This window comes from Streptomyces sp. NBRC 109706, from assembly GCF_000974485.1.
Classification (GTDB): domain Bacteria; phylum Actinomycetota; class Actinomycetes; order Streptomycetales; family Streptomycetaceae; genus Streptomyces.
Genome location: NZ_BBOM01000007.1, coordinates 746,218 through 759,009, shown reverse-complemented (window position 1 = coordinate 759,009; position 12,792 = coordinate 746,218). Strand labels below are relative to the sequence as shown.

Here is a 12,792-nt window from a genome sequence, read left to right as displayed (position 1 = left end):
AAGACGGCGGAGGGCGGTGCGGAGGACAGCGGGGTGGGGCGCGGTAGGGGCAGGGGCGCGTCACAGGGCGAGGGGCGCGGACTCCTGTTGGCGTGGGCCGTGGCCGGTGATGGCGACAAAGGTGTCCTGGAGGGTGGCGTCCGGCGATCCGCCGTACCGCCGCTTGAGATCGCTCGGGGTGCCCTCGACGACGATTCGGCCGTGGTCCACGACCACCAGGCGGTCGGCCAGGGCGTCCGCCTCGTCCAGGTAGTGGGTGGTGAGGAAGACCGTGGTGCGCTGCCGGGCGCGGATGCGCCGCACCAGATCCCAGAGGTCGGCGCGGCTGCCCGGATCGAGCCCGGTGGTCGGCTCGTCCAGGAAGAGCAGCCGGGGGCGATGGGTCAGCGCCATGGCTATCTCAAGACGGCGGCGTTGGCCGCCGGACAGCTCGCGACAGCGCCGGCCGAGCAGTGCGGTCAGCTCCAGCTCGGCGGCCAACTCCTCGGCTCTGGCCTCGGCTTCGACGCGGCTCAGGCGGTAGAAGCGGCCCTGGAGCACCAGCTCGGCGTGGACCGACTCCTCCGGATCCAGGCCGCCGCTCTGGGCGACGAACCCGATGCGTCGGCGCACCTCTCGCGGCTCGGTGGCCAGATCGTGGCCGGCGACCGTGGCGCTGCCCCTGGTGGGCGGCAGCAGGGTGGTGAGCATCCGCAGCGTGGTGCTCTTACCGGCTCCGTTGGGCCCGAGGAAGCCAAGGATCTCGCCGGCCTCGACCGTGAGATCGATGCCTCGGACCGCCTCGACGGGGCCGCCCCTGGCCGGGAAGGTCAGGGCCAGATCGTGGGTGGTGAGGATCGCTGCGGATGCGGTGGTGGATGCCATGCGAACGAGAAAACCAGAGTCCCTGAAAAAATGCAATGCCCCCAAGTTTCAAGTCACCCAAGCGGGTTACGATGAGGTCATGACCGGGTTGCGGGAGCGGAAGAAGCGACAGACCAGGACCCATATCTCCGATGTGGCCACCGGGCTCTTCCTCGAGCGCGGCTTCGAGGCCGTCACGGTCGCCGAGATCGCCGAGGCGGCCGACGTCTCCGTGAACACGGTCTACAACTACTTCCCCGCCAAGGAGGATCTTTTCTTCGACCGCGAGGAGACCATCGTCGACCAGCCGTCCGCCCGGATCCGTCAACGAGCCGTGGGGCAGTCGGCCAGCGATGCCGTCCTCGGCGGCCTGCGTGACGACATCGCCGGTCAGTCCGTACGCCTTGGCCTGATCGAGGGGTTCGAGCGCTTCATGCAGGTGGCCTTCGAGTCCCCCGCGTTGATGGCCCGGTTGATGCGGATGCAGGCCCAGACGACGGAGCGGCTGGCCAGGACCCTGGCCCAGGAGAGCGGGAGTCCGCCAGGGGATCCGCTGCCCGAGCTGATCGCCGCACAACTCATGGCCGTTCACGGCAACATCCACCAGACCGTGCGCTCCCGCCAGTCGGAGGGCCGGGCGCCGGCCGAGATCGCCACGGAGTTGCTGCTGCGGCTGGAGATCAGCGAGCGGCTGCTGAGTCAGGAGGTGCGGGACTTCGCGCGTCGCCCGCCGGGCTGACGGGCCGCCACCGCCGAGCCTCCGTGACGCGTGTCTCTTCTCCCCCCATGAGCGCCCGGCGGCGACTAGGGTCTAGTCTCCCCGGACTCGCCGTGTATCAAGGGAGATCACTCGTGCCCAGGAAGCTCGCCGTCATCGGTTCCGGTCTCATGGGATCGGGCATCGCCCAGGTCGCCGCACAGGCCGGCTGGGACGTGGTGCTTCGCGACCTCACCGAGGACGCGTTGGGCCGAGGGCGTCGAGGCATCGAGGCGTCGCTCGCCAAGTTCGTCGAGAAGGAACGGGTGACCAGGGACGAGGCGGACGCCGCACTGGCCCGGATCGTCACCACCACCGATCTGGACGCCGCCGCCGACGCCGATCTGGTGGTCGAGGCGATCTTCGAGGACGCCGACACCAAGCGGGAGTTGCTGCGCACCCTCGACGGCCTGGTGAAGGACGAGACGGTCCTGGCCTCCAACACCTCCGCCATCCCCATCACCAAGCTGGCCGCCGCGACCCGGCGCCCGGACCGCGTGGTGGGCACCCACTTCTTCTCCCCGGTCCCGCTGATGGCGCTCTGCGAGCTGGTGCGCGGCCATCTGACCAGCGACCAGACCCTCGCCACCGCCCGGGAGTTCGCCGAGTCGACCGGCAAGACCTGCATCGTCGTCGAACGTGACGTGGCGGGATTCGTCACCACCCGCCTGATCGCCGCGCTGCTGGTGGAGGCGGTCAGCCTCTACGAGTCGGGCGTGGCCACCGCCGAGGACATCGACAACGCCTGCAAGTTGGGCTTCGGCCACGCCATGGGGCCGCTGGCCACGGCCGATCTCACCGGCGTCGATGTGCTGCTGCACGCCACCGACAACATCCATCAGGAGTCCAAGGACGGGAAGTTCGCCGTACCCGAGCTGATGCGGCGGATGGTGGACGCGGGCTCCCTCGGGCGCAAGAGCGGCCAGGGCTTCTACTCGCACTGAGCCACGCTGGGTCCCACGGGGGTTCACCGGCTCCCGGCGCCCCTCGGCGACTCCCGCTGATTCCCCGCATTCCCGCCGATGGGGCTCCCCGATCCGGGGCCCCGCCCCACCGCACAAAGGTCTCCCCAGGCATCGGCGCCGGCCCGCCCCCAGGGCCGGTGCCCGACCGACCCGCGAACCGACCCCACAGAGACACGAATCGCAAACCCCAACGAACCGCAAACCCCCACGAACCGACCGCGATCAACGGAAGAGTCAGCACCGTTTCCAGCACCGTCATCAGCGCAGTTGTCCATTCCGCGGCCGACCGGGACGCCCCCAGCCAGCGGCCCAGGCGGCGGACCCTCCTCTCCTCCCTTTCCCAACCGGCCACCCCAGCGAGCGGGGGAACGTATATGCACATCACGGGCGACCACGCCGAGTTGGTCGTCGGCGGTCGGCTGGACGTGCGCAGTGCGGCCGACGCGCGGCTCGCGCTGCACCGCGCCGTCGACGCGGGGGAGGGCGACCTGGTGCTGGACCTGAGCGGCCTGGACGCCTGGGACGCGACGGGGCTCGGTGTGATCATGGGCGCGCACCGCAGGGCCGGACGGCTCGGCCGCCGACTGGTGTTGCGGGATGTGCCGCCCCGGATGCACCGGGTGCTGGTCGCGGCCCGGTTGCACCGGATCCTGACCATCGCCTCCTGAGCGCCTTCGCCGGTCGGGGCGGTGCCGGAACGGAACGGGCCCCGATACGCCGGGAATTCACGGTACCGAGGTTCGCCTTGTCAGTGCCCACGGGTAGCGTGGAGGCCCACCACTGACGCGGCGCTCGCCGCACCACAGCCGAGAGACTCGTAACCCATGGACTCCAACCACCCCGCGTCACCCGCCGACCGGCCGGCGCAGCGCAGCGGCGCCGGCGAAGGGTCGGGACGGGCCGCATGGCTGATCGCGGGCGACTTCCTGGTCACCGTCAACCCGATCGACGGCAGCGAGATCGTGCCCTGTCCGCCGGGCCGCCGGCCCATCGCGCCGCGCCGGGCGTCCGCCGCGAGGGACGGGGCGGCCCAGCCGGGCGATGCCGTGCCTGGGCCGCCGCTGCTGGAACGCGAGGAGGAGCGCGCCAAGCTGCGCGGGCTGCTGGCCAGCGGTCGTTCGGTGCGGCTCGACGCGCCTTCGGGCGCCGGCCGCAGCGCGCTGCTGGCCGCCGTCGCCGATGACTGCGCCGGCCTCGCCCCTGATGGGGTGATCCGGCTCAGCGGCCATCGCCGCACCCCGCGCGATCTGCTGCACGAGCTGTACGCGTCGGTGCACCAGGTCACCAACTACCGCCCCGGCCCGACGGAGTTGAGCGCGGCGCTGCGGGGGATCGGCGCGGTGGTGGTGCTCGACGACATCGAGTTCGGCGGCGCCGCGCTGGACGAGATGCTTACCGCCACCCCCGAGTGCGCCTATCTGCTGGCGTCCCGCCCGGAGGCGGCGGCGCCCGGCGAGCGGGCCGGGCTTGAGGAGATCACGCTCGGCGGCCTCAGCGCCGACGCCTGCCTGGAGCTGCTGCGGCTGGCGGTCGCCCGCGCGCTGACGGCGGCGGAGCAGGAATGGGCGGTCGATCTCTGGCGGGCCGGCGGCGGGCTGCCCACCCACTTCATCCAGGCCGGTGCCGTGCTGCGGTACCGCTCGTTGACGACGGCCGGGCCGCTGCCCTCGGTCGGCGGGCTCCCGGCCACGCTGGTCGCCTCGATCTCGGAGAGCGCCAGGGAGTTGACGCGCTTCGCCGTCGTCCTGGGCGGCGAGCTTCCCGAGCCGGCCGCGTTGCCCGCGCTCACCGGCGATCCGGACGCCGTCGCCGCGCACACCGAGCTGATCGACTGCGGTCTGCTCAGCTCGGTCGGCCAGCGTCGCCGGCTCGCGCCCGATGTGCTGGCCGCGCTGTCCGAGGCCGATCGTTCCGTCGCCGAGCAGTCCCGAATAGCGGCCCTCACCCGCCACTTCAGCTGGTGGCTCAAGGAGTCGGAGGTCGACGCCCACGAGGCGGTGGCCCAGGCCGATGTGCTGATCGCCGCGCTGCGCACCGCCCAGCAGGCCGGGCTCGCCGCCGAGACCACGGAGCTGGTGCGGCTGACCGCCCCCCTGATGGCCGCCGGGCTCCGCTGGGGCGCCTGGGAGCGGGTGCTGCGCACCGGGCAGGAGGCCGCCAGGCTCGCCGGGGCCGTGGCGCAGGAGGCGTATTTCCACCACGAGTTGGGCGTGCTCGCCATCTGTGAGGGCCAGCTGGCCCGTGCCCGGGCCGAGTTGGAGGCGTCCATAGCCCTGCGCGGCGTGCTCTCCGACGCCGGTGGTGCCGTCGCGGGGCGCCGGGCGCTGACGCTGGTCGACGACCTCACCAGGCCGCCGGCGCCGCCCGTCGAGCACACCCCGCCCGTCGGCTCCCCGCCGGCGCTCGTCCAGGCGCCGCCTCCCGAGGTGAACGCGCCGGAGACGCCGCCGGCCGGCTCGACGGAGCTGACGCTGGTGATCCGCGGCGGTTCCCCCGAGGAGTCGGGGGCCACGCTCCGCAGGATGCTCGCCCGGGGAAACCGCCGCAACACCGTCGCCACCGGCGCCGGGGCGCTGGTCGCCGCCGTGCTGGGCACGGTGGTCGCGCTCACCCTCACCTCGGGCGAGCCCGAGGGCGACGCCGAGAACGTCACCCGCAAGGATCCGGCGGCCACCGCCGAGGACGAGCCGCCGGCGGTGGAGGAGAGCACGGCCGAGGAGTCCCCCAGCGAGGAGCCGGAGGACGAGGAGGAGAGCGAGAGCCCGTCGCCCAGCGAGGAGCCGTCCCCGACGGAGCCCGCCACACCGACGGATCCGCCGACCACGCCGGACCCCACCACGCCGGGGCCCACGCCCACCGAGACCCCTTCCCCCGGGGACGGTTCGGGCGGCGGCTCGGGTGGCGGGGACACCGATCCGCCCACGGAGGACCCGACGGACGAGCCGACCGACCCGCCGACGGAGGATCCGGATCCGCCCACCGAGGAGCCGACGGACCCACCCACGGAGGATCCGGATCCGCCCTCGTCCGGCGGCGGCGACAGCGGCGGCCCGGGGAGCACGCCCTCGGCCCCGCAGGACACCCCGCCGATCAGCACCCCGCCGGCCGAGACGGGCTGAGGGCCCGCCGTCGGCCGGCAACCACCGGCCGACGGCAGGCCCTGGAAGAGCAGGCCCTGGAGGGGGCAGCCCTAGAAGAGGCGGAGCTTGTCGTCCTCGACGCCGCGCAGCGCGTCGTAGTCGAGGGTGACGCAGCGGATGCCCCGGTCGGTGGCCAGGGTTCTGGCCTGCGGCTTGATCTCCTGGGCGGCGAACAGCCCCTGTACCGGGGCGAGATGGGGATCGCGGTTGAGCAGTTCGAGATAGCGGGTGAGCTGCTCGACCCCGTCGATCTCGCCCCGCCGCTTGATCTCCACGGCCACTGTGCCGCCGTCGGAGTCCCGGCCCAGGATGTCCACCGGTCCGATGGCGGTCGGGTACTCCCGGCGGATCAGGCTCCAGCCCTCGCCCAGGGTCTCCATCCGGTCGGCCAGCAGTTCCTGGAGATGTGCCTCCACGCCGTCCTTGATCAACCCCGGGTCGACGCCCAACTCGTGGGAGGAGTCGTGCAGTACCTCCTCCATGGTGATGATCAACTTCTCGCCCGCCTTGTTGATCACGGTCCAGACCGTGCCGCCCTCCTCGCCCTCGCTCTCCTTGAGCGTGCAGGGCGGCGACATCCAGTTGAGCGGCTTGTAGGCACGGTCGTCCGCATGAACGGAGACGGAGTTGTCGGCCTTGACCAGGATGAGCCGGGGCGCCAGAGGCAGATGGGCGGTGAGCCGGCCGGCGTAATCGACGGAACAGCGAGCGATGACAAGACGCATAGGGGCAGCCTAGAGGCTGGCGACACCTCGCTCGCGCGCCCCTCTGCCGGTGGCCCGGAACGCGCCACCGTCCGGATCCTCCCGTCGCGCGCCGGTGTGCGCCGTCCGGACCAGGGGGCCGGTCGAGCCAGGCCGCCGCTCCCCGGTCGGGGCGTTCGCCGAGTTCGCACGCGGTGTTCCGGCTCTGTTACCGACTGGTTTCGGTCAACGTCCGCGCTGATGACCCGGCGCGGCGTGGCACTTGCCCCGCGACCGCGCACGGGCGGGGCGCACAGGGGCGGGTGGGGGCGCGCGGGTTGCCGGGGACGCGGCCCGGGCGCCGGCGGCGCCGCGTTACGGCGGTAGCGGCCAGCATGGTGGCGGTGCGCCGGATCCGGCGGGCGCGGCGCGATCCCGGAGCGGATCGGCTGAGCCTTATCGGCCACACCGAACCCGGTTTCCCCGACCCCGACTTCACCATCTCCGCCGCCGGCCCACCCAGGCGCCGGACCCGGGCGGCGACCACGCCGGGAGGCGGCCCGCGAGGCCGGCCCCGCCGGGCGGGCGCCGGACGCCCCGACATCCCGGACGCGGGGAGTCCGGGCAGGTCAGCGCCGTCACCCGGCGCGGGCCCGCGGGGCGGGAAGGGGCGCTTGCGCGACGTTCGCCCGCGCCCCGACGGCGGGCGCCCGGCCTGAATGAGCCGGATGCGCGCCAACCGTCGGACGACGCGTCGCGCGGTACGGGAGGGACGGCTGCGACAGCGCCGGGATGGCCGGATCCCGACCAATGACCGCGCCGCCGAAGCCGGCCGGCCCGCCCGACGGCTCCGGTCGATCGAGGACAACACCGGTCCGGGACGGGCGGATTCGGGCGACGCCAACCGATCACGCTGCGCTACCAGGCGGAACATCGAGCGCCCTCCCCTGGGCGGGCCGCCAGGAACGGCGACGGGGCGAACGGGCAACACCGGACGCGGGCCGGCGATACAACGACGCCGGCAAGGCGCCAACGCCCCGCCGGGCGCTCGCCGCCCCGACCGCGCGCCGGGGAGCCGTTCCCGTCCCGGCGCGCCAACTGCCCCCGCCCGCACCGGCGTTCAGCCGCCACGGCGGTGCAGCCCCGCTCGGGCCCTGCCGTTCTGACGTCTGCATGGCGAGGGCCGCCGCGCCGTTGGCGGCAGTGCGCCCCCGACACCCGCGCCCGCGACGCTCCGTGATCGATTCGGTACGCCGGTCACGGTCGGGCGGCGTCGACGCCGCCGTTTCGGAGCCGGTCGATATCGGGCCGGCGCGGGGCGAACGGCGCCGACCGGGCACCGTTCCCGCCGGGCCGCGCCGCGGTCGATCCGGCGCTGGCCGGATGAGGATGGTTAGCCGGTGGTGGTGGGACGGTAACCGGGTGAGGTCAGAGGCGTCTGTTATGGGTGGGATTCATTGGGTTCGACAGTGGCCAGTTATGTGCCCAATCCACTGACACACACGTGCCAGGCGGCCTAACGTGACCCTCGGGGGTCACTGCTCGAACGCACGCACGTCAGTGTGGGGTTGGAGCGGTGGAGGTCCCTCGGGCCCGTCCGCGCCAGACCCCGGATCCGGGGTCGCGAGAGGAGAAACCCATGTCGCTCGACGTCTCACCGGCGTTGCTGGAACAGGCCGAGCGGGGCGAGGTCGACGAAGCGGAGTTCGTCGACTGCGTCCGTACATCCCTGCCCTTCGCCTGGGACATGATCAGCAATCTGGTAGCCCGACTTCAGGTTGACGGCGGCGAGTTCGCCGACAACACCACACCGCCGCCCGACGAGCAGGCCAGGGGCCAGCTGCTGCGGGCGCTCGCCAGCGACGCCATCCGGGGTTCCCTGGAGCGGCACTTCGGCGTCCGTCTGGCCTTTCAGAACTGCCACCGGGTGGCCGTCTTCCCGCTCGACGCGTCGAGCGACCAGCGGCACGCCCGGTTCACTTCCATCCGCGGTCAGATACTCAACCAGTCACCGGAGCTGCGCGACTGCTGAGAGCCGCTCACCGACGCGCTGGTCGCTGCCGCCTTCCCCGTGTGTCCGGGGAGGAGCGGCAGCACGTCGTCGGCCAGCCGACGCACGTTGCGCTCGGTCGCGGCCGTATCGCCCGATCCCTCGACCAGCAGGGCGAACCGGGTGATGCCGGTGCGTTCGCTCGTCCTGGTCAGCCGGTCGGCACAGAGCTGGGGATCGCCCACCGGGTGGATCTCACAGAGCAGTTCGGTGTAGGAGAGCGGATCCCGCATGGCACGGGGGCCGCCGTCCAGGGTCTGGTGTGCGGCCAGCCCCTGGCGGAGCCAGCCGGGCAGTGCGCGGCGCAGTGTCTGCACCGCCTCGCTGTGACTGTCCCCGACCTGGGCCACCCCGGCCGCCACATGGTCCGCCTGGCGCACCGTCTCGGCGGGCAGCCCCGCCTCCGTCGCCGTGGTCCGCCACAGCGCGACCATCTCTGCCTTCTCCTCGTCGCCGATATGCATGCCCAACAGCATCGGCAACCCGCGCCGTGCGGCCAGCCGCACCGTGCTCGGCGAGGTGCACGCCACCACCACCGGCGGCGGCGCCTCCGCGGCCTCGACCCCCGTGGGCACCACGGGCACCGGCCGGAAGCGATACCGCTCGCCCGCCGCGTCGACGACGGGCTCGGTCAGCCAGCGCAGCAGCAGGTCGAGGGATTCGGGGAAGTCCTTCTCCAGCGCCTCCCGGCCGGTGCCGAAGACCTCCAGGTCGACCCAGGGGCCGCCGCGTCCCACGCCCAGGGTGAACCGGCCGCCCGAGGTCATGTGCAGCAGCGCGGTCTGCTCGCCCAGGGTGACCGGATGGTTGGTGGACAGCACGCTGATCGCGGTGCCCACCCCGATCCGACGGGTGCGACCCAGCAGCAGCGCCGCCAGAGTGGTCGCCGAGGGGCACAACCCGTAGGGCACGAAGTGGTGTTCGGCCAGCCAGACGGCGTCCAGGCCCACCTCGTCGGCCACCTCGGCGGACCGGACCGCCCGTTGTAACGCCTCCCGCTGCCCCTGGCCCGGGTACTGACCGGCCAGCACAAAAGTCCCTATCCGTATCGTCGCCATGGCTCCCGTCCTTCGCGCACTCGCTGCGTGCTCCCCCTGACCTGCTACCTCCGGGTCTCCCCATGGGCCTTAACGCTTGACACGTGCCAAAGGCACGGGACAGCGGCAGGTTTTTCCGATGATCATCAATGGGGCTGGTGAAGGGCGCGCGTAAACTCGGTTGCGTACTCCCGCCAAACCACTCCGAGGTGTTCCGTGTCCCCGCGTCGCAACCGCCAGCGCGGTGCCAAGCAGCCGTCCCCCACCGGTGAGGGCCCGCGCGAGTTCGGTCTTGAGCGGACGGACGAGTGGCGGGGCGAGGAGTGGGTGGTGCGCGGGGTCACCGGCAGCGGGGCCACCAAGCACTACCGCTGCCCCGGCTGCGACCAGGAGATCCCGCCCGGCGTACCCCACGTGGTGAGCTGGCCCAGAATGGGCGCCGTCGACGACCGCAGGCACTGGCACCGCTCCTGCTGGAACGCGAGGGACCGCCGGGGCGCGAGGCCCCAGCGGTCCCGTAACGCGCCGCGCTACTGAGGGCGTTCGCCCGCCGATCCGGTCATCAGACGTCCGAAGTGGTCAACCTGGCCATCGCGCCGATCATCGCCGCCAGGGTCACGGCGGCCAACAGGCCCAACATCGGCCATCCGGTGGCCGTTTCGCCGCCGGCTATCGGAATGCGGAACAACGAGGCCAGACCGTTGAGCGGGGAGTACTCGATCAGCTTCTCCCTGGTCTCCTCCAGACTCTGCCCGAACATGAACAGCGCCGCGATCAGCGGCACCAGCACGATGCCCAGCATCGTGGTGATCGCCCCGGCCGAATGCCGCAGCAACGCGCCGACCGCCATGGCCAACAGCCCCAACGTCGCCACATAGAGCGCGGCGCCCACCGTGGCCCCCATCCAGTGGCCGCTGGTCGCCACCAGCTCCCCGTTCTCGATCGACCCCTCCATGAACGGGTCGTCGTAGTCGTAGCTGGGGACCACCTGGTCGCTCAGCATCGAGGAGTGGATCAGCGCGGTGAGCCCGGTGGAGACCAGGGTGACCGTGAAGGCCAGCGCGAAGAACACCAGCGCCTTGGCCAGCAACACCCGGGACCGCTTGGGACAGGCGGTCAACGTGGTGCGGATCATGCCCGTTCCATACTCCGAAGTGATCACCAGAACGCCCAAGGTGATCACGCAGAGCTGGCCGAACATCAGGCCGAAGAAGCCGCCGGACAGCAGCGGCATCCCCACATACTCCTCGGTGCTCAGCGCCGAGGCGAAGATCAACCCGATGCCGACGGTGAGCACCACCGTCAGCGCCAGCGTCCACACCGTGGAGCGCACCGTCTTGATCTTGGTCCACTCCGAGGCGACGGCATGCCCCAGATGCGTGGTGACCACCGGGATCGGCGAGCTGTAACCGGCGTTGCCGTCCCAGTACTGCTGTTGCTGTTGCTGTTGCTGGGGCACGGCGTGCGGCGGTGCCTGGGGCGGCGGTGTCTGCGCCGGCATGGCCGCCATGGTGGGCTGCTGCTGCGGGGCGTGCTGCGGGGGCGGGGGAGGTGTCGAGCTCATCGGGCGTCCTTGGGGCTGAACGGGGCGGGGCCTTGCGCGGGCGGCGGCGGAACCTGTCCGGGCGGCGGCGTCTGGTACCCGCCGGGCGCGGGCGGCACGCCGTAACCACCGGGCGCCGGCGGCGCGCCATAGCCACCGGCCGGCACGGCCTCCGGTACCAGATACCCGCCCTGCGGCGGCCCCTGCGGCGGGGCGTAGCCCTGTGCGTAGCCGACCGGCGGGCCCTGCAGCCCGGCCCGCTGGTCGACGGTCGAGCGGTAGTCGACCGCGCCCTGGGTCATCCGCATATACGCCTCCTCCAGGGACGCGTGGTGCGGGGACAGCTCCCACAGCCGAACATCGGCCTGGTGCGCCAACTCGCTGATCCTGGGCAGTTCGAGGCCCGTCACCTTCAACGTGCCCTCCGGCTCGGCCAGCACCTGACCGCCGGCCTCCCCCAACGCCCTGGTCAACGCTTCGCGTTGCGCTTCCTCGTTGTCCGGGACCCGCACCCGCGCGAAACTGGTCGAGTTCTGCTCGATAAAGGTCTTCACCGGCAGGTCGGCCATCAACTGCCCCCGGCCGATCACGATCAGATGATCGGCGGTCTGCGCCATCTCGCTCATCAGATGGCTGGAGACGAAGACCGTCCGCCCCTCGCTCGCCAGCCGCCGCATCAGCTCACGCACCCAACGGATGCCCTCCGGGTCGAGACCGTTGACCGGCTCGTCGAAGAGCAGCACCTGTGGGTCCCCCAACAGCGCCGCCGCGATGCCGAGACGTTGGCCCATGCCGAGCGAGAAGCCCTTGGAACGCTTCCCACCGACCTGCGAGAGGCCGACCACGTCCATGACCTCGTCCACCCGGCGCGCCGGAATGCCCGACAGCTGGGCCAGGCAGAGCAGATGCGAACGGGCGCTCCGCCCGCCGTGCTTGGCGTTCGCGTCGAGCAGGGCACCCACCTGGCGCGGGGCGTTGGGCAGTTGGCGGTAGTCGTAGCCGCCGATGGTGACCGATCCGTTGCTCGGCGTGTCAAGGCCGAGGATCATCCGCATGGTGGTGGACTTTCCGGCGCCGTTCGGGCCGAGAAAGCCGGTGACTTTTCCGGGCTGGACCCGGAAGGTCAGGTTATAGACGGCCGTCTTCGAGCCGAAGCTCTTCGTCAGGCCGATTGCCTCAATCATCGTGCGTCACCCTGGTCGTCTGGGGTGGGGCGTGGGTACGGCCACAACTCGCCCCGGTTTCGCAGACCCTAGCGGCTCGCCCTCACGCCAAGGCAAAGTTCCTGTACCAACCCCGCACCGGTCCCCTGCCGGGGGCTCGGCCACCCGCGGGCGGGCGTCCGGTTTTTGGGGTACGGATCGCGACGGCGGGCCGCTGCGCGGTGCCCGGCCGGGGGGTGTTGGTCGAACGGGGGCCGGCGCCCGTTCGCCGTCTTCCGGGGTGCGACGGGAACGGGCCACCGCCGGTTGCCGACGGTGCCCGGCCGGCCGGGCGGGAACACGGCCGGACGCGGGGGGAGTTGACCGCCCCGCAGAGCGGCGCGGGCCTGGCCCCGGACGGTGGCGCAGGTGGCTCACCCCCCGGACCGTTGCTTGTGCGGTAGCGGTGCGGCTCCTGCCGGGTTCGGGCCTGGCCGGCCGGCCCGTTGGCGTGGGTGGATCACCCCCGGGCCGTTGCCCGGGCGGTGGCTCCGCGGCCCGGGTGGTTCATGTCGGGGCAGGACCCGGCCGGGAGCGGTTCGGTTTCCTGGCGGTCGACCGCGAAGCGGGCG

11 protein-coding genes are annotated in these 12,792 nt (G+C 72.3%); 6 read left to right on the top strand and 5 right to left on the bottom strand.

Annotation, left to right across the window (positions count from 1 at the left end; all coding sequences use genetic code 11):
* Nucleotides 1-60: 60 nt before the first annotated feature.
* On the bottom strand, nt 61-864 hold the full coding sequence (locus AOM46_RS17280) for an ABC transporter ATP-binding protein (RefSeq protein WP_062212415.1): 804 nt from the start codon (nt 862-864) through the stop codon (nt 61-63).
* Nucleotides 865-943: 79 nt separating this feature from the next.
* Between AOM46_RS17280 and AOM46_RS17275 the strand changes: the two genes are divergently transcribed.
* The 4 genes from AOM46_RS17275 (at nt 944) to AOM46_RS17260 (ending at nt 5,684) form a co-directional block, all read left to right on the top strand.
* Nucleotides 944-1,582 (top strand): TetR/AcrR family transcriptional regulator, encoded by a 639-nt coding sequence (locus AOM46_RS17275; RefSeq protein WP_062212411.1) that lies wholly within the window; start codon nt 944-946, stop codon nt 1,580-1,582.
* Nucleotides 1,583-1,695: 113 nt separating this feature from the next.
* Complete coding sequence (locus tag AOM46_RS17270; RefSeq protein WP_062212407.1) at nt 1,696-2,544, top strand: 3-hydroxyacyl-CoA dehydrogenase family protein; 849 nt, start codon at nt 1,696-1,698, stop codon at nt 2,542-2,544.
* A gap of 395 nt (nt 2,545-2,939) precedes the next feature.
* Nucleotides 2,940-3,233, top strand: coding sequence for an STAS domain-containing protein (locus tag AOM46_RS17265; RefSeq protein WP_062212404.1), 294 nt, complete (start codon nt 2,940-2,942; stop codon nt 3,231-3,233).
* Nucleotides 3,234-3,389: 156 nt separating this feature from the next.
* The gene (locus tag AOM46_RS17260; protein WP_062212401.1) at nt 3,390-5,684 is read left to right on the top strand and encodes a hypothetical protein; all 2,295 of its coding nucleotides are present in this window, start codon (nt 3,390-3,392) and stop codon (nt 5,682-5,684) included.
* Nucleotides 5,685-5,755: 71 nt separating this feature from the next.
* Here AOM46_RS17260 and nucS read toward each other — a convergent pair whose 3' ends face one another.
* Nucleotides 5,756-6,430, bottom strand: coding sequence for an endonuclease NucS (nucS, locus tag AOM46_RS17255; RefSeq protein WP_062212398.1), 675 nt, complete (start codon nt 6,428-6,430; stop codon nt 5,756-5,758).
* Nucleotides 6,431-8,027: 1,597 nt separating this feature from the next.
* Between nucS and AOM46_RS17250 the strand changes: the two genes are divergently transcribed.
* Complete coding sequence (locus tag AOM46_RS17250) at nt 8,028-8,420, top strand: SCO5389 family protein (RefSeq protein ID WP_062212394.1); 393 nt, start codon at nt 8,028-8,030, stop codon at nt 8,418-8,420.
* Here AOM46_RS17250 and AOM46_RS17245 read toward each other — a convergent pair.
* A complete protein-coding gene (locus AOM46_RS17245; protein WP_062212832.1) occupies nt 8,381-9,487 on the bottom strand; it encodes an LLM class flavin-dependent oxidoreductase in 1,107 nt (368 codons plus the stop codon). The two genes, AOM46_RS17250 and AOM46_RS17245, sit on opposite strands and share 40 nt — an antisense overlap.
* A 204-nt stretch (nt 9,488-9,691) precedes the next feature.
* Here AOM46_RS17245 and AOM46_RS17240 point away from each other — a divergent pair, with 204 nt between their 5' ends.
* Nucleotides 9,692-10,012: a hypothetical protein gene (locus AOM46_RS17240; RefSeq protein ID WP_062212391.1), complete on the top strand. Its 321-nt coding sequence runs from the start codon at nt 9,692-9,694 to the stop codon at nt 10,010-10,012.
* Between the two features lie 25 nt (nt 10,013-10,037).
* Here AOM46_RS17240 and AOM46_RS17235 read toward each other — a convergent pair whose 3' ends face one another.
* Both AOM46_RS17235 and AOM46_RS17230 read right to left on the bottom strand, forming a co-directional pair.
* Nucleotides 10,038-11,039, bottom strand: a complete 1,002-nt coding sequence (locus AOM46_RS17235) for an ABC transporter permease (RefSeq protein ID WP_234313817.1) — start codon at nt 11,037-11,039, stop codon at nt 10,038-10,040.
* Complete coding sequence (locus tag AOM46_RS17230) at nt 11,036-12,202, bottom strand: ABC transporter ATP-binding protein (RefSeq protein WP_062212389.1); 1,167 nt, start codon at nt 12,200-12,202, stop codon at nt 11,036-11,038. Before AOM46_RS17230 ends, AOM46_RS17235 begins: the two co-directional genes overlap by 4 nt.
* Nucleotides 12,203-12,792: the final 590 nt, after the last annotated feature.

What these genes read in the sequence shown, in the direction of transcription:
- AOM46_RS17230 (WP_062212389.1), bottom strand. Translation starts at nt 12,202, where the DNA reads ATGATTGAGGCAATCGGCCTGACGAAGAGCTTCGGCTCGAAGACGGCC.
- AOM46_RS17260 (WP_062212401.1), top strand. Translation starts at nt 3,390, where the DNA reads ATGGACTCCAACCACCCCGCGTCACCCGCCGACCGGCCGGCGCAGCGC.
- AOM46_RS17235 (WP_234313817.1), bottom strand. Translation starts at nt 11,039, where the DNA reads ATGAGCTCGACACCTCCCCCGCCCCCGCAGCACGCCCCGCAGCAGCAG.
- AOM46_RS17250 (WP_062212394.1), top strand. Translation starts at nt 8,028, where the DNA reads ATGTCGCTCGACGTCTCACCGGCGTTGCTGGAACAGGCCGAGCGGGGC.
- AOM46_RS17280 (WP_062212415.1), bottom strand. Translation starts at nt 864, where the DNA reads ATGGCATCCACCACCGCATCCGCAGCGATCCTCACCACCCACGATCTG.
- AOM46_RS17275 (WP_062212411.1), top strand. Translation starts at nt 944, where the DNA reads ATGACCGGGTTGCGGGAGCGGAAGAAGCGACAGACCAGGACCCATATC.
- nucS (WP_062212398.1), bottom strand. Translation starts at nt 6,430, where the DNA reads ATGCGTCTTGTCATCGCTCGCTGTTCCGTCGATTACGCCGGCCGGCTC.
- AOM46_RS17265 (WP_062212404.1), top strand. Translation starts at nt 2,940, where the DNA reads ATGCACATCACGGGCGACCACGCCGAGTTGGTCGTCGGCGGTCGGCTG.